General features: G+C 71.7%; 18 protein-coding genes. 9 read left to right on the top strand and 9 right to left on the bottom strand.

The genetic code is table 11. The features are described 5' to 3' along the window. The first annotated feature begins 83 nt into the window (after nt 1-83). The 3 genes from AQI70_RS10240 to AQI70_RS10230 all read left to right on the top strand — a co-directional run bounded on the left by AQI70_RS10240 (nt 84) and on the right by AQI70_RS10230 (nt 4,398). Nucleotides 84-1,325 carry a DUF6777 domain-containing protein gene (locus AQI70_RS10240; RefSeq protein ID WP_341845948.1) on the top strand — a complete coding sequence of 414 codons (1,242 nt, stop codon included), beginning with the start codon at nt 84-86 and terminating at the stop codon, nt 1,323-1,325. 90 nt (nt 1,326-1,415) lie between these two features. After that, complete coding sequence (locus AQI70_RS10235) at nt 1,416-3,503, top strand: SpoIIE family protein phosphatase (protein ID WP_062146758.1); 2,088 nt, start codon at nt 1,416-1,418, stop codon at nt 3,501-3,503. A 31-nt stretch (nt 3,504-3,534) separates the two neighbouring features. Then, nucleotides 3,535-4,398, top strand: coding sequence for an Fpg/Nei family DNA glycosylase (locus AQI70_RS10230; protein WP_062146756.1), 864 nt, complete (start codon nt 3,535-3,537; stop codon nt 4,396-4,398). 12 nt (nt 4,399-4,410) lie between these two features. On the opposite strand, the gene AQI70_RS10225 is transcribed toward AQI70_RS10230, so the two are convergent. The 3 genes from AQI70_RS10225 to AQI70_RS10215 form a co-directional block, all read right to left on the bottom strand. After that, nucleotides 4,411-5,073 carry an anti-sigma factor family protein gene (locus tag AQI70_RS10225; RefSeq protein ID WP_062146754.1) on the bottom strand — a complete coding sequence of 221 codons (663 nt, stop codon included), beginning with the start codon at nt 5,071-5,073 and terminating at the stop codon, nt 4,411-4,413. A gap of 151 nt (nt 5,074-5,224) precedes the next feature. Beyond that, nucleotides 5,225-5,740: a hypothetical protein gene (locus AQI70_RS10220; RefSeq protein ID WP_003996053.1), complete on the bottom strand. Its 516-nt coding sequence runs from the start codon at nt 5,738-5,740 to the stop codon at nt 5,225-5,227. A gap of 149 nt (nt 5,741-5,889) precedes the next feature. After that, on the bottom strand, nt 5,890-6,435 hold the full coding sequence (locus AQI70_RS10215) for a sigma-70 family RNA polymerase sigma factor (RefSeq protein ID WP_062146752.1): 546 nt from the start codon (nt 6,433-6,435) through the stop codon (nt 5,890-5,892). A gap of 212 nt (nt 6,436-6,647) precedes the next feature. On the opposite strand from AQI70_RS10215, the gene AQI70_RS10210 reads away from it, so the two are divergent. Next, the gene (locus tag AQI70_RS10210; RefSeq protein WP_062146750.1) at nt 6,648-7,796 is read left to right on the top strand and encodes a CapA family protein; all 1,149 of its coding nucleotides are present in this window, start codon (nt 6,648-6,650) and stop codon (nt 7,794-7,796) included. A gap of 1 nt (nt 7,797) precedes the next feature. On the opposite strand, the gene AQI70_RS10205 is transcribed toward AQI70_RS10210, so the two are convergent. Beyond that, nucleotides 7,798-8,271 (bottom strand): MarR family winged helix-turn-helix transcriptional regulator, encoded by a 474-nt coding sequence (locus tag AQI70_RS10205; protein WP_062146748.1) that lies wholly within the window; start codon nt 8,269-8,271, stop codon nt 7,798-7,800. A 57-nt stretch (nt 8,272-8,328) separates the two neighbouring features. Here AQI70_RS10205 and AQI70_RS10200 point away from each other — a divergent pair, with 57 nt between their 5' ends. Continuing rightward, on the top strand, nt 8,329-9,144 hold the full coding sequence (locus tag AQI70_RS10200) for an alpha/beta fold hydrolase (protein ID WP_062146746.1): 816 nt from the start codon (nt 8,329-8,331) through the stop codon (nt 9,142-9,144). 182 nt (nt 9,145-9,326) lie between these two features. On the opposite strand, the gene AQI70_RS10195 is transcribed toward AQI70_RS10200, so the two are convergent. Continuing rightward, entirely contained in the window at nt 9,327-9,788 is a 462-nt protein-coding gene (locus AQI70_RS10195; RefSeq protein ID WP_062146744.1) for a universal stress protein, read from the bottom strand. Nucleotides 9,789-9,876: 88 nt separating this feature from the next. Here AQI70_RS10195 and lysX point away from each other — a divergent pair, with 88 nt between their 5' ends. Further along, a complete protein-coding gene (gene lysX, locus AQI70_RS10190) occupies nt 9,877-13,155 on the top strand; it encodes a bifunctional lysylphosphatidylglycerol synthetase/lysine--tRNA ligase LysX (RefSeq protein ID WP_062146742.1) in 3,279 nt (1,092 codons plus the stop codon). Nucleotides 13,156-13,257: 102 nt separating this feature from the next. Then, the gene (locus AQI70_RS10185; protein ID WP_062146740.1) at nt 13,258-14,106 is read left to right on the top strand and encodes a polysaccharide deacetylase family protein; all 849 of its coding nucleotides are present in this window, start codon (nt 13,258-13,260) and stop codon (nt 14,104-14,106) included. A gap of 65 nt (nt 14,107-14,171) precedes the next feature. On the opposite strand, the gene AQI70_RS10180 is transcribed toward AQI70_RS10185, so the two are convergent. Continuing rightward, nucleotides 14,172-14,834: a class F sortase gene (locus tag AQI70_RS10180; RefSeq protein WP_062146739.1), complete on the bottom strand. Its 663-nt coding sequence runs from the start codon at nt 14,832-14,834 to the stop codon at nt 14,172-14,174. A gap of 331 nt (nt 14,835-15,165) precedes the next feature. On the opposite strand from AQI70_RS10180, the gene AQI70_RS10175 reads away from it, so the two are divergent. Further along, nucleotides 15,166-15,654 carry a hypothetical protein gene (locus tag AQI70_RS10175; protein WP_062146737.1) on the top strand — a complete coding sequence of 163 codons (489 nt, stop codon included), beginning with the start codon at nt 15,166-15,168 and terminating at the stop codon, nt 15,652-15,654. 122 nt (nt 15,655-15,776) lie between these two features. Here AQI70_RS10175 and AQI70_RS10170 read toward each other — a convergent pair whose 3' ends face one another. The 3 genes from AQI70_RS10170 to AQI70_RS37210 all read right to left on the bottom strand — a co-directional run bounded on the left by AQI70_RS10170 (nt 15,777) and on the right by AQI70_RS37210 (nt 17,855). After that, entirely contained in the window at nt 15,777-16,286 is a 510-nt protein-coding gene (locus AQI70_RS10170; RefSeq protein WP_062146734.1) for a hypothetical protein, read from the bottom strand. Nucleotides 16,287-16,484: 198 nt separating this feature from the next. Continuing rightward, a complete protein-coding gene (locus tag AQI70_RS10165; protein ID WP_079051233.1) occupies nt 16,485-17,249 on the bottom strand; it encodes a bestrophin-like domain in 765 nt (254 codons plus the stop codon). 15 nt (nt 17,250-17,264) lie between these two features. Then, nucleotides 17,265-17,855, bottom strand: coding sequence for a hypothetical protein (locus AQI70_RS37210; protein ID WP_079051232.1), 591 nt, complete (start codon nt 17,853-17,855; stop codon nt 17,265-17,267). A 297-nt stretch (nt 17,856-18,152) separates the two neighbouring features. Between AQI70_RS37210 and AQI70_RS10160 the strand changes: the two genes are divergently transcribed. After that, nucleotides 18,153-19,145, top strand: coding sequence for an SCO0930 family lipoprotein (locus AQI70_RS10160; protein ID WP_062146730.1), 993 nt, complete (start codon nt 18,153-18,155; stop codon nt 19,143-19,145). Nucleotides 19,146-19,247: the final 102 nt, after the last annotated feature.

Here is a 19,247-nt window from a genome sequence, read left to right as displayed (position 1 = left end):
CGTATACCACCTCTCGGCTTGCGTAACCCGAGCGAGTGAAACAGACAATAGTGACGAACTGCCAGAAAAGAAGGCGGGAGGGCGTGGTGCGGACACCTACCGGAACCCTCGTCACGGCCTGCGCACTCTCGGCGGCCCTCGTCGTCGCCGGCTGCGGCGGCAACGACGAAAAGGACAAGGAACCGAGCGGGAAGGTCTTCCTCCAGCCCGCGGCGGAGCAGGGACCGGATCCCTTCACGGACTCGACAGCGACCTCGACGGCCGCCCCGTCCCCGGTCACCCGAACGCCCTCGCCGGCGCGCTCCGGGCGAACCGGACCGCAGTCCCTGTCCGGCGGCACGCCCGGCCTCTACGCCGGCACCCACGGGACCGGCAGCTGTGATGTCCCGCGGCAGATCGCCCACCTCACCTCCGACCAGGCCAGGGGCCGTGTCTTCGCCCAGGCCGCGGGCATCCCCCAGACCTCGATCCCCGGCTATCTGCGCGGCCTGACCTCGGTCGTGCTGCGCGCCGACACCCGGGTCACCAACCACGGCTTCCGCGACGGCCGGGGGACCCACCACCAGTCCGTCCTGCAGGCGGGCACCGCCGTGCTCGTCGACAGCCGCGGTGTGCCCCGCGTCCGCTGCGCCTGCGGCAACCCGCTCGCCCCGCCCGCCGAAGTGAAGGGCACTCAGGCCGTCAGCGGCCGGCCCTGGCCCGGGTACCGGCCGAACCAGGTGATCGTGGTGGCCCCGGCCACCCAGGTGATCACCAACATCACGATCATCGACATCACCCACAACACCTGGATCGAGCGGCCCACCGGCCATCGCGGCCACGACCGCGACCACGCCCTGCCGCGGCCGAAGCCGGTGACCCCGGTCCCCAACCCGCACGACAGCGCCTCCAGCGACTGGCCCGGCGAGGACGGCACGCCCCCCACCGGCGAGAGCGCGACCCCGTCCGGCGGGCGCACCTCCCCCGAGGAGTCGCCGGCCGACTGTGTGACCCCGACGGTCACCGTCACCCCCGGCGCCACCGACGACATGCGGACCGAGCCGCCCCCGGCCACGCCGAAGGCCGGGCCCGCCGACTGCCCCACGGCCACCGTCACGACGCCGCCCTCGACGGCCCGCCCCGACAGCGGACTCACGTCACCCGAAGAGACCGGCGTGCCCGACTCCGGGACCGCACCGGAGACCTCCCCGGGCTCCTCGCAGGAGGTCGGCCCCGACGCCGTCCCGGACACTCCCGACCTGCCCGACGGCGGCGGGCTGATCCCCGACGCCCCGGACAGCTCCGACAGCATCTTCGGCAGCCCCACCGACGTCTTCGACGGCTGACCGACGCAGGAGACGTGGTCCCCGGTGTTCAGCGAAAGCGGTTCCGTCGCCCCAGTCGAAGAATCCGGCAAATCCTGGCAAGGTGGCCCCATGGTTGATCGGGGAGCGAGCGCCCTGTCACTCCCGGACGACTGGCCCGCCCACCCGGATCCGATCCTGGCGCTCAACCGCATGGGCAGCTTCGACTGGGACCTGGACACCGGTCTCTTCCACATGGACGCCCAGGCCCACGAGGTCTTCGACCTGCGCCCCGACGAGTTCGACGGACACCCCGCGACCCTGGCGGTCCGGGTGCCGCCGCCGGAGGCCTACCGGCTGGACGGCCTGGTCGCCCAGGCCATGAAGGACGGCAGCGAGAACTACGGCGCCTACTTCCGCATCCGCTGCCGCGACGGCACCCTGCGCTGGACCCACACCCAGGGCTACATACGCCGCGACGAGACGGGCCGCCCCCGCCGCATCATCGGCATCGTCCGGGACGCCACCGACGAACTCGCCGAGAGCGAGGAGCGGCGCGAACAGGCGGCCGAGGACGAGGCCCGCCGCCGGCAGACCAACGTCGTCCAGCTCACCACGGCCGCACTCGCCCACGCCCGTACCGTCCAGGACGTCATCGACGTCCTCAAGGACACCCACGGCCTGACCCACCTCGGCGCCACCAGCCTGGTCATGGGCCTGGTCGAGGCCGGCCGGATCCGGCTGGTCGCCGAGGGCCCCGCGGGCAGCTTCGTGCCCGGCACCCTGGTCACCCGGATCGACGAGCCGTACCCGATGAGCGAGGTCGTACGGACCCTCACCCCGCGCTTCATCGAGTCGCCGGAGGAGTTCGCGGCCCGCTACCCGATCCTCTGGCCGCACATCACCGACCTGAACATCACCGCCGCCGCCTATCTGCCGCTGATCGCCCAGGCCCGGCCGATCGGCGCCATCGGCCTGCTCTACAGCGACCGCGACGGCTTCTCCACCGAGGACCGCAACGTGCTCGTCGCCCTCGGCAGCAGCATCGCGCAGAGCCTGCAGCGGGCCATGTTCTACGAACAGGAGAAGGACCTCGCCACCGGCCTCCAGCAGGCCATGCTGCCGCGCACCATCCCCAGCGTCCCCGGCGCCGACGTCGCCGTCCGCTACCGCGCGGCCGGTGCCGCGGGCGCCCTCGGCCGGGACATCGGCGGCGACTGGTACGACCTGATCCCGCTGCCGGGCGGCCGGGTCGGTGCCGTCATCGGCGACGTCCAGGGCCACGACACCCACGCCGCCGCCGTCATGGGCCAGCTGCGCATCGTCCTGCGCGCCTACGCCGCCGAGGGGCACACCCCGGCCACGGTGATGGCCCGCGCCTCGGTGTTCCTGCACGAACTGGACACCGACCGCTTCGCCACCTGCCTGTACGCGGAGGCCGACCTGTCCACCGGCGTGGTGCAGGTGGTCCGGGCGGGCCATATCGACCCGCTGATCAGGGAGCCCGGCGGCGCCTGCCGGCGCGTCCCGGTCGAGGGCGGGCTGCCACTCGGCCTGTCCGCGGAGTTCGGGCGGCTCGAGTACCCGGTGAGCACCCTGGAGCTGGACGCCGACCACACCCTCCTGCTGTGCACCGACGGCCTGGTCGAACAGCCCGGCGCCGACCTGGACGACGGCATGCACACCCTCACCGCCCTCATCGCCACCGGCCCGGACGACGTACGGGACCTCGCGGACCGCCTGATCGACGTGGCCGACGAACGCGGCGGTGACGACGACGTGGCCCTGCTCCTGCTCCGCCGCCGCCTCCTGGACGCCGCGCAGCCCGGCGGGCGCCTCCAGCAGCATGTCGCCCCCGGCGACCCCGAGGCCCTCACCGGCGCCCGGCACATGATCCGCGCCGCCGTGCGCGCCTGGGGCGCCGCCGAGCGGGCCGACGAGATCGAACTGGTCGCCGACGAGCTGATCACCAACGCCCTGATGCACACCGAGGGCTCCGCCATCGTGACCCTGCGGGTCCTCACCGGCTCCGAGCGCCGGCTGCGCGTCGAGGTCGAGGACTCCTCCAGCGCCCTGCCGCGCCGCCGCGAGGCGGGGGAGTCGGGCGTCTCCGGCCGCGGTCTGCTCCTGGTCGACCTGCTCACGGACGTGTGGGGCGTGGAGGCCCGCGGCGGCGGCAAGGCGGTGTGGTGCGAGTTCGTGGTGCCGGAACGGACCTGAGCACTTCGGTTTCCGGTGGCACTCTGGACGTATGCCGGAGCTCCCCGAGGTCGAAGCGCTCAAGGACTTCCTGACCGAGAACCTGGTCGGGCACGAGATCGTGCGCGTGCTGCCCGTCGCGATCAGCGTCCTGAAGACGTACGACCCGCCGGTCACCGCCGTCGAGGGCCATGAGGTCACCGCCGTGCACCGGCACGGCAAGTTCCTCGACGTGGAGACCGCGGACGGCCCGCACCTGGTGACCCACCTGGCCCGGGCGGGCTGGCTGCACTGGAAGGACGAGCTCCCGAGCGGCATGCCCCGCCCCGGCAAGGGCCCGCTCGCGCTGCGTGTGGCCCTGGAGACCGGCGCGGGCTTCGACCTGACGGAGGCGGGCACCCAAAAGCGCCTCGCGGTGTACGTCGTCCAGGACCCGCGGCAGGTCCCGGGCGTGGCCCGCCTGGGCCCCGACCCGCTCGCCGACGACTTCGACGAGACGCGGTTCGCGGCGCTGCTGAAGGACGAGCGCCGGCAGCTCAAGGGAGCCCTGCGCGACCAGAGCCTCATCGCCGGGGTGGGCAACGCCTACAGCGACGAGATCCTGCACGCGGCGCGGATGTCCCCGTTCAAGCTGGCGTCGTCCCTGACCCCGCAGGAGACGTCGAGGCTGTACGAGGCCCTGCGCACGACCCTCACCGAGGCGGTCGAGCGTTCGCGCGGGGTGGCGGCCGGACGCCTGAAGGCCGAGAAGAAGAGCGGCCTGCGCGTCCACGGCCGCACCGGCGAACCGTGCCCGGTGTGCGGCGACACCGTCCGCGAGGTCTCCTTCAGCGACTCCTCGCTCCAGTACTGCCCCACCTGCCAGACGGGCGGGAAGCCGCTGGCGGACCGCAGACTGTCGAGACTGCTGAAGTAGGCCGGCACCGGATCAGCGGCTCAACGGGGCTTCCAGGGTCACCAGATGCTCCCCGCCCGCTGTCCGCACCTCGTAGCGCACGATCTCGTCGGTGTGCATCGCCGAGGCGCCCGTCATGGTGTTCTCACGGGCGTCGTGGTGGGCGGCGGACCAACTGGTCACCGTCTCCTCCGAGCCGTCCCGGCCGATGGCGACGAGGTGGCAGGCGCGCGGCCCGGCCCCGTCCTTCACCTTCAGTTCCACCTGGCTGCCGTAGACCTCGTTCTCCGTCGTGACCTGCGCCCACACACCCGACCGCTCGTCGGTCGCCGCCACGACCCGCACGGCGCTGTCGTCGCCGCCCGCCATGACCGCGACGCCGGGCCCGGCGAGGGCGATCACGACCGAGGCGGCCACGGCGTACAGCATGCGCCGGCGCCGGGCACGATGGCGGACCGCCACCGCTTCGAGCAGCCGGTTCAGCATCTGCGGGCCCGGCTTGGCCATGGGGTGCACGAACCGGGGCGTGGCCCGCCGGTACAGCATCAACTGGCGGGTGACGGGCCCGAACTCGGTCACGTGTGCCGCGCAGCGCGGACACTCCATGAGGTGGTCCTCGAAGCGGAACGCCTCCGCCTCGTTCAGCACGCCGAGCGCGTACGCGGCGACGTCGCGATGCCTCTCCAGGGACCTCATGCCGAATCCTCGTGCCGTTGGGTGCGGGGTGGGTTACTCCTTGCACCCACTGGTACGCACCAGACAGTCGAATCACTCAAGCCGCACACCGAATCGCAACCAAAGGATTCGGAGCGGCCGGCGCCGAGGATTGGTCCGAGGCGAAAAGAACTTAAAAAAGATGGATGGCGAGGTGTCCGAGCGGCAGCCCCAGCTGCCACGCCGGCGTCCACACCTTCGGCCCCTCGTCCTCACCGACCACCGCGCCGCCGCCCGGCACCGCGTTCAGATCGGGTGCGAGCAGCTCGGTCTCCTGCAGCCAGCGCCAGGCCGCCTCGGCCAGCTCCAGGTCGGGCGCGGGCCCGCCGGACTCGCCCGCCTCGGCCGCGAGGCCCGCCATGCGCTCGCGCACCCAGTCCTGCCACGGCTGGTCGTAGGCCGTCAGCGACAGCCAGGTCTCCAGCTGGGTCACGACCCGGATGCCGGAGAGCTCGCCGTCGGTGTCGGACAGGAAGATGGTCAGCGCCAGGGCGTCACGCCCGGCGCGGAACTCGAAGGACGTCGGCGGCATGAGATCGCCGGTGCGCAGCAGTTCGTCGGCGATGTACTCGGCGTACAACCACGCCATGGGGACGGTCAGTTCACCGCCGCCGGTGCCGTCCGTGCTCTCTTGACCTCTGTGCAGCATCCCTTCCTGCCTTCCTCCGGTGAGTGCGTCGCCCGACCCGGGGCCGTCGGGCCCTGGGGGCCCAATCCGGAACACGGATGAGGACAGCCGATTACTCAACCGGTGTCTTCAGCAAGGCGCTTTACGGAGGTTTGACTCAGCCATTGGTTTCACCGCAGGTCGGCCGCGTAACCCGGAAGCACCCTGCGCAGGGCGCGCAGCGCGTAGTAAGCGCGGGACTTCACCGTACCGGGCGGAATACCGAGGGTTTCCGCGGCCTCCGCAACACTGGCCCCTTGGAAGTACACGAGCACCAGGACTTCACGGTGCTCGGGAGTGAGTGTCTTCACAGCCTCGCGCACATCGAGCATCTCGGCGGCCCGCTCGGCGTGGTCGGAGATCACCCGCGCGTTCTCCAGGATCGCGTCCCCGACCTCCGGCGGGCGTGCCAGCCGGGCCCGCCGCGCGTCGATCGCGAGCCGCCGCCCGACGGTCAGCAGCCATGGCCGTACGGAGTCGAAGTCGTCGGCGCGCAGTGCCTCGGGATGCTGCCAGGCGCGCACCAGGGTCTCCTGGACGAGGTCCTCGGCCCGCTGCCGGTCGCCGTCGCAGAGCCGGAGCAGCAGCGCGAAGAGGGGCCGGCCGTGCTCGCGCTGCAGTGCGGCGAGCTCGTGCTCGGCGGTCGTCCCGTTCGTGAGGGTGGTTCCGGCCGTCATGGCCGTATGGCATCGCAGGCGGCTGCCGACGGGACAGAGCACGCACACGGATCTGCGGCGGACGGTCGATCGCGTCGGCGAACGGTTCGACGAACGGTCCCTTCCGCATCCCGGGGCGCGCCGGACGGGCTAACGGAGGTTGCCGGATTGTTTGCGGGTGGGCACAGATTCGTACCTATTGGTCCGTATATACGACCACACGGGGTGAGCTGATGATTGCACGCAGTCGACTTGTGGCCCTCGCTCTGACAACCGTCCTGGCCGCGGGGGCAGCCTGCCAGGCCCACAACCGCGAGGCCCCAGGGCGCTCGGGCCCCTCCGTCAAGGGCCCGCGCGGCTTCACGCTCGTCGCCTCCGGCGACGTCCTCCCGCACACCTCGGTCATCGACCGTGCCCGCTACGACGCGGGCGGCTCCGGCTATGACTTCCGCCCGATGCTCTCCGGCGTCCAACCCGTCGTCTCGCGCGCCGATCTGGCGCTGTGTCACATGGAGACCGTGTACGGGGCGAACGGCAAGTACACCGGCTATCCCACCTTCAAGTCCCCGCCGGAGGTCGCCCGGGGCCTGGCCGCCACCGGCTACGACGGCTGCTCCACGGCCTCCAACCACAGCCTCGACGACGGCGCCGCCGGCATCCTGCGCACTCTGAACGCCCTCGACCAGGCAGGCGTACGGCACGCCGGAACGGCGCGCACGGAGGGCGAGGCGCGCGAGGTGACGGTGCTGCGCGCAGGTCCGGCCAAGGTCGCGCACCTCGCCTACACGTACGGCCTCAACGGCTTTCCGCTCCCGCCGGGGCAGCCCTGGGCGGTCAACCTCATCGACGAGGCCAAGATCCTGGCGGACGCCCGCGCCGCCCGGACGGCCGGCGCCGACGTGGTCGTCGTGTCGCTGCACTGGGGCACCGAATGGCAGGACGCGCCCGACGACCAGCAGCTGAACCTGGCCCGCGGACTCACCTCGGCCCGTGACGACGAGCGACCCGTCATCGACCTGATCCTCGGCACCCATGCCCACGTCCCCCAGGCGTACGAGAAGGTCAACGGCACCTGGGTGGTCTACGGGATGGGCGACCAGGTCGCCGGCGCGATGTACAACCACCAGGGCGTACAGGACCCGCGGGGCAACCAGTCCACCCTCGCCCGCTTCACCTTCACACCGCCCGGCCGGGCGGGCGGGCGCTGGGAAGTGACGAAGGCCGAGTTCATCCCCCAGCTGTTCGACATCGACGCCGGCCGCGTGGTCAACCTCAACCGGGCGCTCGCCCAGGGCGCGGACGTACGCGGCGTGCGGGACCGGATCCGTGACGTGGTGCTGAGCCGGGGGGCGGGGAAGGACGGGCTGGTGATGGGGGAGTAGGTCAGTCCGCGTCCTCGTGGTCGAAGGTCTTCAGCATCTCCCTCAGTACCCGGACGCACGCCCGGACCTCGGCGTCGGTGAGGTCGCCGCCGACCTGCCGGTTCAGGTGGTGCTCACGGCCGAGGATCGCGGCGATGGTGGCCCGGCCCTCCTCCGTGAGCCGGATCAGGGACGACCGCTGGTGCGCCGGGTTGGGGGTGATCTCCACCCAGCCCTTGGCCGCCGCCTCATTGACCATGCGCTGCACGAACTGCCGGCTCAGGGCCATGGCCCGCGCCATCTGCGGCACCGTGAGCGCCTCGTGCCGGCGCAGCAGATCCATCACGGTGCGCACGCCGACCGAGGCGCCCTCGACCTGTTCGCCCTGCTCGACCTTGCGCAGGGCGCGCCGGTAGAGGGGGCCGATCAGGTCGAAGACCTCGGTGAGGCGGTGGCCGAGTTCGTCGGGGGGAAGTGGCTTGTCCAGATCGCTCACCCCGCCATCATGACACCTTGGTTGCCAAGTTGCGGGAAAGATGACACCTTGGTTGTCATGAGAGTTGCTTCGGAACTCAGCTTCTTCGCATCTGCCGACGGGGACATCGCCTACGTCGACGCCGGACAAGGGGACCTCGTGGTCCTGCTGCACTCCGGCTTCGTCGACCATCGCGTCTTCGAGGCCCAGATACCTGCCCTCGCCGCCGAGTACCGCGTCATCGCGGTGGACGTACGCGGCCACGGATTCACCGCCAACGCGACCAAGCCCTTCCGCTGGGCCGACGACCTCGCCGACCTGCTGCGCCACCTCGACGCGGGCCCCGCGGCCCTGGTCGGTGTGTCGATGGGCGGGGGCATCGCCGGCGACACCGCGATCGAGTACCCGGAGCTGGTCCGGGGGATCGTGCTGAGCGGGGCGTCGGTCAGCGACTTCGAGTACACGGACCCGCAGCCCCGGGAGTTCATGGCCGAGTCCACCCGGATGCTGCACTCGGGCGACGTCGAGGGCTGGCTGAAGGGGTTCCGCCAGGCCGTCGCAGGTCCGCGGCGCACGACCGACGAGGTCGACCCGGGCATCCTGGAACGCGTGACCGAGATGGCCCTGCACACCCTCTCCAAGCACACGCCGGGCGAGCGGAACTGGCACGTTCCCATGACCGACACCTGGTCCCGCGTACCGAAGATCGACGTCCCGGTGCTCACCGTCAACGGTGCGCTCGACGCGCCCGACCTCATCGCCGACGCGGAACGCTACGCCCGCACCGTCCGCAACGGACGCTCGGTGCTGATCGAGGGCACCTCGCACTACCCCAACATGGAGAAGCCCGAGGAGTTCAACGGCATCCTCCTCGACTTCCTGCGCTCTCTCTGACGCCCGTCGGCTCAGCGCGCGGCCACGCAACTCAGGTCCTGCGCGCTGAGCGACGCGGGCTCCACCCGCAGCCACACCGTTCCACGCTCCGCCGGATCGTCGTACAGGTAGTGCAAGCCCCGTCGCCGGGGCGCGTTCGTCGACGACTCCCGTACACCGACCGGCGACCCACGACCCGGGGCCTACGGCACGACCGTCACCGGCCACCGCCCGGCCTTCACCAGCCGCACCGCGACGGAACCGACGATCCGGTGCCCGGCCTGTTCCGAGGCGCCCACCACCACGGCGTCGGCCTTCAGGTCGTCCGCGGCCTGGACCAGGCCGCTGTAGGGGTCGCCGCGGAGGGTGTGGAACTCCCAGCGGACGTCGAATATCCCCTTGACCCGCTCGGTCGCGTCCCGGATCTGGGCGATCAGGTCCTCGGCGATCGCGTCGGCCGTCTCCGCGACCGGCGCCCCGAGGGCCGCTCCCGCCGCCATCACCGGCTGCACGTACACGACGGCGAGCAGCGCGTGCTGCCGTCTGGCCAGACCTCCGGCGTAGGCCGCCGCGCGGAGCGAGGAGTCGGAGCCGTCCACCCCGACCACGATGACCTTGGGCCCGTCGGTGCCCCGCTCGAACCGGTGCGAGTGCTGTTCCGTCACGGCACGGAGGCTATCGGAAACCGCAGGTCCCGCTGCCGGGCGGGACGCTCGACGGGCGAGGACGCCGGGGGCTTCCTACAGTCGGAACATGAGTGCCACCGTGGAGGCCGCCCCGGCGAAGGACACCGGGGGCCCGATACGGCCGGCCGGGAACGGCCTCCTCAGCCGGGTGCCGGAGGGTTTCGCGACGTTCTTCGGCGCCCTCGGACTCCTCTGCGTCCTGCTGGCCCTCATCCCGCCGCTGCGCACCGGGCTCCGCCCGGTCGTGCGCACCCTCGACCAGCTCATCGTCCCCGTCAGCGCCAACCTCGCCTACGCCGTCTTCCTCTTCCTGCTCGCCGCCGCGACGGCGGCCCGCAAGAAGATCGCCTGGTGGCTGGTCGTCGTCTATCTGGGACTGCTGGTGCTGACCGACGCCCTCGGCGCGGGGCTCGGTTACTACGCGGACTCCGTCCCATCCCTGATCGTGTGCGGCCTCGCCCTGATCCTGCTGATCGTCGCCCGCAAGGAGTTCTACGCCGCCTCCCGCCACGGCGCCGTACGACGGGCCCTCGGCGTCCTGGTCGCCGGGCTCGCCGCCGGGGTCCTGGTCGGCTGGGGGCTGGTGGAGCTGTTCCCCGGCACGCTGGCGCGCGGCGAGCGGCTGGCGTGGGCCGCCGACCGGGTGTGCGGCGGCCTGGTCTCCGGCGCCTCCTTCGACGGACGGCCCCCTCGCGCCCTGTTCTTCCTGCTCGGCCTGTTCGGCGCGCTCGCCCTGCTGAACGCCGCCGCGACACTGTTCCGCTCGCAGCGCATGGAGGCCGCCCTGCACGACGACGAGGAGGCCCGCATCCGCGCCCTCCTCGGGGCCTACGGCGACCAGGACTCCCTCGGCTACTTCGCCACCCGGCGCGACAAGGCCGTCGTCTTCTCACCCAGCGGCAAGGCCGCCGTCACCTACCGCGTCGAGGCCGGTGTGTGCCTCGCCAGCGGCGACCCGGTCGGCGACCGGGAGGCCTGGCCGCACGCCATCGCCGTCTGGCTGGACGCGGCCCGCCGACATGCCTGGGTGCCCGCCGCGATGGGCGCCTCGGAGGAAGGCGCCACCGCCTACGCGCGCGCCGGACTCGGCGCCCTCCAGCTCGGCGACGAGGCGATCCTGCACGTGCCGGACTTCGACCTCGACGGCCGCGACATGCGGGTTACCCGGCAGGCCGTCCGACGCGTCCGCCGCACCGGCGCCCACTGCCGTATCCGCCGCCACTCCGCCCTCACCGACGCGGAGATGGAGGGGGTGATCGACAAGGCCGACGCCTGGCGCGACACCGAGACCGAACGCGGCTTCTCCATGGCCCTGGACCGCCTCGGCGACCCGGCCGACGGCGACTGCCTCCTCGTGGAGGCCCTCGGCGAGGACGGCGAGCTGCTCGCCCTGCTCTCCTTCGTGCCCTGGGGCAGGGACGGCATCTCCCTGGACCTGATGCGCCGTGACCGCGCCGCCCCCAACGGCGTCATGGAGTTCATGATCGCGGAACTGTGCGCGGCGGCGCCCAAGTCGGGTGTGCGCAGGATCTCGTTGAACTTCGCCGTCTTCCGCTCGGTCTTCGAGGAGGGCGCCCGCATCGGCGCCGGCCCCGTGCTGCGGCTGTGGCGGCGCCTGCTGCTGTTCTTCTCCCGGTGGTGGCAACTGGAAGCCCTGTACCGCTCCAACGCCAAGTACCGCCCTCAGTGGTTCCCGCGCTTCCTCTGCTACGGCGAGGCAGCCTCCCTCGCCCGCATCGGACTCGCGTCCGGCATCGCCGAGGGATTCGTCTCCGTACCGTCCCTGCACAAGCTCCGCAGAAAGGGGCACCCGAGAAACGGACCGCGTCCCGCGACCACCGAAGGACTGCCCTCGCTGGCGGCGCTCGGCCTCGCCGGAGGGGACGAGGCCGGGGCCGCCCGGCCGGATGCGGGCCTGCCCGAGCAGGTCCGCATCCGGCACCACACCCTCGACCGGCTGCGCGCGGGCGGCGTGGACCCCTACCCGGTGGGCGTCCCGGCCCGCACCCACGCCCTCGCCGAGGTCCGCGAGGGCGAGCAGGTCACCGTCGCCGGCCGCGTCATGGTGGTGCGCGACTTCGGCGGCATCGTCTTCGTCGTGCTGCGCGACTGGTCCGGCGACCACCAACTCGCCCTCACCCGCAAGGACTCCGGCGCCGCCCTCGACCGCTTCACCGCCGACACCGACATCGGCGACCTCATCACCGCCACCGGCCTGGCCGGCCGCAGCGACCAGGGCGAACCGACCGTCTTCGTCACCTCCTGGCAGCTCGTCGGCAAGTGTCTGCGCCCCCTGCCCGACAAACGCCGCGGCCTCGCCGACCCCGAGGCCAGGGTCCGCATGCGCTACCTCGACCTGGTCTCCAGCCCCGCCGCCCGCGACGTGGTCCGCGCCCGCTCCACCGCCGTCCAGGCCCTGCGCCAGGGCCTGCTGGAGCGCGGCTTCCTGGAGGTCGAGACGCCGATGCTCCAGCAGATCCACGGCGGCGCCAACGCCCGCCCCTTCCACACCCACATCAACGCCTACGACCTCGACCTCTACCTGCGTATCGCGCCCGAGCTGTATCTGAAGCGGCTGTGCGTCGGCGGCCTGGAGAAGGTCTTCGAGCTGGGCCGCACCTTCCGCAACGAGGGCGTCTCCTACAAGCACAACCCCGAGTTCACGATGCTGGAGGCCTACCAGGCGTACGCCGACTACGACGTGATGCTCGACCTCACCCGCGAACTCGTCCAGCGCGCCGCCACCACCGCCTTCGGATCGCCGGTCGCCCGCAAGGACGGCACGGAGTACGACATCTCCGGGCCGTGGCCGGTCAAGACGGTGTACGGCGCGATCTCCGAGGCACTGGGGGAGGAGATCGGCCCCGACACCGAGCTGCTCCGGCTGCACCGGCACTGCGACCGCGCGGGCGTGCCGTACACGGGCGACGACGGCCATGGCGACATCGTGCTGGAGATGTACGAGCGGCTCGTTGAGGAGAACACCCAGCTGCCCACCTTCTACAAGGACTTCCCGACCGACGTCTCCCCGCTCACCCGTCAGCACCGGCAGGACCCCCGCCTCGCCGAGCGCTGGGACCTGGTCGCCTTCGGCACCGAACTCGGCACCGCCTACTCCGAGCTCACCGACCCGGTCGAACAGCGCCGCCGCCTCACCGCCCAGTCCCTGCTCGCCGCCGGGGGAGACCCCGAGGCGATGGAACTCGACGAGGACTTCCTCGACGCCCTGGAGTACGCCATGCCGCCCACCGGCGGCCTCGGCATCGGCGTCGACCGGCTGGTCATGTTCCTCACCGGCCTGACGATCCGCGAGACCCTGCCGTTCCCCCTGGTGCGCCGCCGCTGACCGGGTGTCATGGGCGCCACGGCTGGTCCGCTCGGGCGTTTTCCTGCCGCCGAACCGGTGTCGTCGTGGTGCGTCGGTCCCTCACCGGGCGACTGATGAGTCATGACGAAGGATCAGTTGCCCACCCGTCCGCTCACCCGGCGCCGCGCGCTGCTCGCCGGTGCCGCCGCCGTCGGAGCCGCCGGCGCCGCCGGGCTGTTCGAGACGCTGGCGGGCGACGAGCCGGTCCGGGCGCCCGCCCCGGCCGCGGGCCCGCGGCCGCACCGCGCGCTCAAGCCCTCCACCTACCGCCTCCAGCCCCTGATGGGGTACGGCCCGCCCCGCGCGGCGCCCCGCCGGCTCCTCGTCAGGCACAAGCCGTTCCTGCGTGTGTCCGGACGCGGCCGCACCATGGTGCTGACCTTCGACGACGGACCCGACCCCCGCTACACCCCGTACATCCTGGACATCCTGCGCGAGTACGACGTCCGCGCGATGTTCTTCGTGTGCGGCGAGATGGTCGCCGACAGCAAGGAGCTCGTGGCACGGATGGCCGAAGAGGGCCATGTCGTCGGCAACCACACCTGGTCCCACCCGCTGCTCACCCGGCTCAGCCGCGCCCGGATCCACGCCGAGATGGAGCGCACCTGCGACATCATCGAGGAGACGTACGGCGAACGCCCCGCCTGGTTCCGCGCGCCCTACGGCGCCTGGAACCGCACCACCTTCCAGTTCGGCGCCGAACTGGGCATGGAACCGCTGGCCTGGACGGTCGACACCCTCGACTGGACCACCCCCGGCACCCACCGGATCGTCGACCGCGTCGAGAACGGCGCCGCCCCCGGCGTCGTGGTGCTCTCCCACGACGCCGGGGGCGACCGCTCCCAGAGCGTCCGGGCGCTGCGCGCCTATCTGCCCCAGCTGCTGGATGCCGGGTACTACGTCACCGTCCCCGCCCGGCAGGACACCTGACGGCTTTCGCCCGCCGCGCTGAGAAGAGCCCTCAGTCGAGAAGAACCCTCAGCCGGGAAGACCCCTCAGCGGACCTCGACGAGACTGGCGAAGGCGACGACATTCCCGTCATAGCCGTTCTGTTGCGAAAAACCGCCGCCGCAGGTGATGACCCGCAGTTCGGCGTTCCCCTTCGAGGCATAGACCCGGTCACCGGGGAAATTGTTCTTCTCGAACACCTCGACCCCGTAGACCTCGAATACGGCCGTCTTTCCGTCCTTGCGGGCGACCTCGACGCGATTTCCCCGCTCAAGGGCCCCGAGACCGTAGAAAACAGCCGGCCCCTGATGGTTGTCGACATGGCCGACGAGCACTGATGTGCCCTTTTCGCCGGGGGAGACCGAGCCGGTGAACCAGCCCGCCAGGTTGGGGTCCTCCGGCGGCGGGGCGCCGACCCAGCCGTCCACGTCCAGACCCACCGGGATGATCGGCGCGTCCACCTGGATCGAGGGGATGCTGACCCGGTCCGGCAGGGAGTACGGCAGCGGCTGGGCGATCCCGGCGAAGACGCCGCTGGGCAGCCGGCTGTCCGCGGCGGCGGCCGACGCGGGCTGCGGCGGCCCCTCGTCGAACTCCCCCGAGCCGTTGCGAATGAGTGCGAGACCGGTCAGCAGAACAAGCGCTATCACGCCCCAAGGAGCACGCTTCCTGCGCCGCTCCTCCTCTTCGGCCAGCTCGGACCCAGACATTCCACTTCCCCTCTCGACGCGGCCGTCGCCACGCCATTCGCGCATACGAGAACGCTAAGTCCGGCGCGCGGAACCGGCGACGGGGCAGATACGAACGGGTGGGCCCGGCCCTTTCGGTGCGCCATCCGAGTTGCCGCCGACCGGAAAATTCTGACGGTCCGTGACCTGCGGCAATATCCGATTGTGGGGTCATCGGTCGGCGTGTCCTCTCACCAGGACGGACCATCGCCGAAATGCGGCCTCGCGCAGCGCATCTGAGGGTCTTTCTGGGAGGCGCTTTCTCGCCGATCGACCGGGAACGGTTCCCGGGGCGTCTTCCGCGGAGGATCACATGCGCACTACACGAGCCCTGGCGGCCGCTGCCACCGCGGTCGCCGCTCTCGGCCTCGCCGCCCCGGCGGCCGTCGCCCGGGACGGCATGCTCGGACCGAGCAACATCGTCGCCCTGCCCAGCGTCATCGCCCGCGGCGGGCAGCTGACCATCACCGTCGACGGCTGCCCGCACGGCGGCACCGCGACCTCGGACGCGTTCGGGTCCACGCCGCTGACCCCGGTCGGCGGCAGCACGGCGAAGGGAACGGCGACGGTCAGCCGCCACGCGAGGCCGGGTGCGCACAGCATCACGGTCAACTGCGGCGGCAGGACCCTGACGAACCCGAACGCCTTCACCGTCATCGGCGGCGTCCGCGGCGGCCTCGGCGGCAGCAGTTCCACGGGGGCGACCCCGACGGACATGGCCATCGGAGGTGGGCTCATTGCCGTGGCCGTCATCGGTGGCGGGGTCTTCTGGATGCGGCGGCGAGCGGAGAAGCGGACCTGACCTGCTGCCCTTCGCCCTACCGGTCGCACGCTCACCGGCCTTCGCCCCGGCCCCCACGTGGGGATCGGGGCGAAGACCTGTACGGATGGGCCGGGCGAAGCCCCGTACGCCGGGCCGTGGTGTCAGGTGCCGTCGCCGTCCTCGTCGGCGCGCTGCCGGGAGAGCTGGTACGCCGTTCCGAGCGAGGCCACGACGAGCGCGGCGCCCAGTCCGATCTCCTTCAGGTTCAGCCCGGCGAGGCTGCCGCCCTCACCCGCGTGCACACCCCGTCGAGGGTGATCCGCGGTGACGGGCCGGCCGCCGGCGACGGTGAGGTCGACGCTCTGCCAGAAGGTGCCGCAGTAGAACGACACCTCGTGCACGGCGCCCGGTTCGGCGTCCCGGTCGACCCTGACCCCGGCCGTCGTCCGCCCCCGGGGAACGGTGACCGTGTCGAAGACCGCCGACGAGACGGTCACGCTCTGCTCGCAGCCGGTCGCCCGCAGCGTGACCTGACCGCCGGCCGCGATGACGGCGGGCAGCACACTGCCCCGGAAACCGGAGGTGTCGCCGTGCGCCTGGGCGGCGGGGGCGGTCATGACGAGGGCGCCGACGCCCAGCAGGGCGGCCGACGCGGCGGGTATCGCGCGCATGGTGTTTCCTCCGGATCCCCGAGGAGCAGCTGCGGACCTGTTCCGCTCGCGCCGGACATGCACCTCGATGACCGAAACGCTAGGAAGACGCGCACACCCGCGCGATCGCTGTCGGGCGAATGGGGCAGACACATGGGCCGCCCAGGGGATGGGCGGCGATCGCCGTCACCCCCCGGCGGCCCGTCGGCTGAGGGCCTGTCAGCCCTTGACGTGCGGGAAGAGATCCAGGAACGGCTCCGCCGACGCCGTGACGCCACGGCTGTACGGCGCGTCGAAGTCCCAGATCAGGAAGAGCAGGAACGCGATCAGCGCGGAGAACAGCCCGGCGAGGACCAGCTCACGGGTCGTACGCCGGATCTGCAGTGCGAACACCATGCCGATGGTGACGACGCCACCGGTCAGCAGCCCGAACCACACCACACCCGGCATGGTCTCCCCGGTCGAGTTCGCGCGGGCGTTGCGCGCCTGGTCCGCGGCCGTCACCTGGTCGACGAGCGGCTGGTAGGCCTGGGCCTCGAAGTCCGTCCTGGGCTCGTAGTCGGTGACGTCCTCGCGGACGCGCTGCAGGAGCTCGGTGCCGCGCTCGGTGACCTCGCCGTGCTCGGCCATCGTCTTCCACTCGGTGGTGACGACGTGGCCGACATACGTGTTGACATCGTCCCGGATGCGGTCGCGGACGTCGGCCGGATAGACCCGGACCCGCTCCGAGATCTCGTGCAGCGCCAGCGCCTCGGCCTGCACGTGGTCCTGGGCGGCGCTGCGGCCCTCCCACACGCCGGCGATGGCCAGGCCCAGGACGATGGCGTACACCACGCCGATCCACATCGTCATGTACTCGATGACGTCCGGGGTCTCGGAGGGATCCTCGTCCTCGGGGGCCGTGCGGTGCCGTACGAAGGTGATGAGGACCACCACGGCGCAGGCGGCCAGCATCGCGAGGGTGAGAACAAGCCATTCCGGCAAGACATGCCTCCAGGTTCAGCGCGGACGCAGCGCGGCGACGGCGACGATCGCCGGTGCCGCGATGAGCAGGACGAAGGTGAGGGGCGACGGGGCGTCGTGCGCCGGCCGCTTGTGCGAGGTGGCGCGGTGGGGCGGGTACCGCACAGGTGTCATGGACGGACTCGGCGTGGGCTTGACCGACTTCTCCGGGGTGGGGGCCGGGGCGGGTGCGGGCGGCGGTGGAGGGGCCGGCCGCAGGCGGGGCGGCGCGGGCCGGGGAGTCGGCGTCGCCGGGGGCGGTGGCGGCGGGACAGGCGGGGGCTCGGGTTTCGGCGTGGGCTCGGGTTTCGGGGGTGGTGGCGGTGGTGGGGGATCCGGCGTCGGGGTCGGCGTGGGCGTCGGGGTGGGTGTGGGGGTCGGTGTCGGCGCCGGGCACTGTGGGGGAGTCGGCCAGGTGAGGCTGCCGACGACCGCCACCGCCTGTGTGCCGTCCGGGCCGGTGTCGGCGTAGGCGCAGACGTCGGCCACCGCCGCGCCGGCCGGTGCCGCCAGCAGTAGCCAGGTCAGCGTCACCACCGTCAACGCCCGTTTCGCCAAGGCGGATTGGGTCGGTTCGAGTCCATGCACGACGAAGATCCTGTGCCCAGCGCTCGCTCTCGTGCGCCGGAGCGCGGGCGGATTGCCCCGAACGGGCGACGGATGGCTCACGAAAGGTTTGATCAGGGGGCTTGCGCGTAACCGGCGAGGCGCACGCGCGTGCGGGGCGAGAGGGCCGGTGTCACAGCTTTCGGAGGGCCGGTGTCACAGCTTTCGGAAAGAAATTTGTGCGTCCGTTGAACACGGGCGTGGCTCTCGTGCGTACCCCATGTCGTGCGGCGGCGCAGCAGGGCGCTGCAACACCCTTGTGATTATGGGGAGTTGACAATGAAGACCTCGTGGCGGAGCGCCTCGCTCGTGGTGAGCGCCGTGGCTGTACTGGCGCTGACGACGGCATGTGGACAGGAAACGGCCCCGCCGGCGAGCAGCCAGAACGTCGGTGCCACGGCCGCGGCCGGGGATTACGGAAGCGCCGGTACCGGCCTCGGGAACGGCTCCGGTTTCGACGCCGGCGCGGCGGGCCAGGAGAGTTCCGCCACGCAGGCCGCCACGGCCGGTGAGCTGTCCGTTGCCACCAGTCAGGAACTCGGCAAGGTGCTGACCGACAGCGCCGGTCTGACCCTCTACCGGTTCGACAAGGACACCGCGGACCCGGCCAAGTCGAACTGCGACGGCGACTGCGCCAAGAAGTGGCCGCCGGTCCCCGCGGACGATGCCACGGCCGGCGCCGGCATCGACAAGGCACTGCTCGGCTCGGTCACCCGGTCCGACGGCACCAAGCAGCTGACGGTCGACGGCTGGCCGGCGTACCGCTTTGCGAAGGACCTCAACGCCGGTGACGTCAACGGCCAAGGCGTGGGCGGCACTTGGTACGCCCTCGCGCCCGACGGCAAGAAGGCGGGAGGCGGGGCGGGAGGCGAGGCCGGGGCTGCCGATCTGCCCGGTCTGTCCACGCGCAAGGACCCCAAGCTCGGTGAGATCGTCATCGACAAGAACGGCATGACGGTCTACCGCTTCATGAAGGACACGCAGTGGCCGATGTCCACCAAGTGCACCGGCGACTGCCTGGAGAAGTGGCCCGTCGTCGCCCCGGTCGACGCCGAGGACACCGAGGGCATCGATCTGCAGGGGTCCACCCCCAACCGGGGCTACGTCGTCTTCGACCGCCCCGACGGCATCAAGCAGCAGTCCATCGACTGCGTACCGATCTACACCTTCGCGGGCGACAAGAAGCCCGGTGACACCAACGGTCAGGGCGTGGGCGGCACTTGGTTCGCCATCCGCCCCGACGGCAAGCCGGTCGGCGCGTCGGAGCAGTAGAGGATCACACCCACCGGTCCGCCCCCTGAGGCTCCACGCGCAGGGGGCGGACCGGTTTGCCGTCATTCACCCTGGTTCTTCATGCTCTTTCGCCATGATTCG

Source organism: Streptomyces curacoi (genome assembly GCF_001513975.1).
Taxonomy (GTDB): Bacteria; Actinomycetota; Actinomycetes; order Streptomycetales; family Streptomycetaceae; genus Streptomyces; species Streptomyces curacoi.
This window is presented reverse-complemented; position numbering and strand designations above follow the sequence as displayed.

Bases quoted from the DNA above. Each gene is read 5' to 3' on its own strand.
- AQI70_RS10200 (WP_062146746.1), top strand. From the start codon at position 8,329: ATGAGAGTTGCTTCGGAACTCAGCTTCTTCGCATCTGCCGACGGGGAC.
- AQI70_RS10170 (WP_062146734.1), bottom strand. From the start codon at position 16,286: ATGCGCGCGATACCCGCCGCGTCGGCCGCCCTGCTGGGCGTCGGCGCC.
- AQI70_RS10235 (WP_062146758.1), top strand. From the start codon at position 1,416: ATGGTTGATCGGGGAGCGAGCGCCCTGTCACTCCCGGACGACTGGCCC.
- AQI70_RS10230 (WP_062146756.1), top strand. From the start codon at position 3,535: ATGCCGGAGCTCCCCGAGGTCGAAGCGCTCAAGGACTTCCTGACCGAG.
- AQI70_RS10225 (WP_062146754.1), bottom strand. From the start codon at position 5,073: ATGAGGTCCCTGGAGAGGCATCGCGACGTCGCCGCGTACGCGCTCGGC.
- AQI70_RS10180 (WP_062146739.1), bottom strand. From the start codon at position 14,834: ATGTCTGGGTCCGAGCTGGCCGAAGAGGAGGAGCGGCGCAGGAAGCGT.
- AQI70_RS10185 (WP_062146740.1), top strand. From the start codon at position 13,258: ATGACGAAGGATCAGTTGCCCACCCGTCCGCTCACCCGGCGCCGCGCG.
- AQI70_RS10160 (WP_062146730.1), top strand. From the start codon at position 18,153: ATGAAGACCTCGTGGCGGAGCGCCTCGCTCGTGGTGAGCGCCGTGGCT.
- lysX (WP_062146742.1), top strand. From the start codon at position 9,877: ATGAGTGCCACCGTGGAGGCCGCCCCGGCGAAGGACACCGGGGGCCCG.
- AQI70_RS10175 (WP_062146737.1), top strand. From the start codon at position 15,166: ATGCGCACTACACGAGCCCTGGCGGCCGCTGCCACCGCGGTCGCCGCT.
- AQI70_RS10210 (WP_062146750.1), top strand. From the start codon at position 6,648: ATGATTGCACGCAGTCGACTTGTGGCCCTCGCTCTGACAACCGTCCTG.
- AQI70_RS10220 (WP_003996053.1), bottom strand. From the start codon at position 5,740: ATGCTGCACAGAGGTCAAGAGAGCACGGACGGCACCGGCGGCGGTGAA.
- AQI70_RS10215 (WP_062146752.1), bottom strand. From the start codon at position 6,435: ATGACGGCCGGAACCACCCTCACGAACGGGACGACCGCCGAGCACGAG.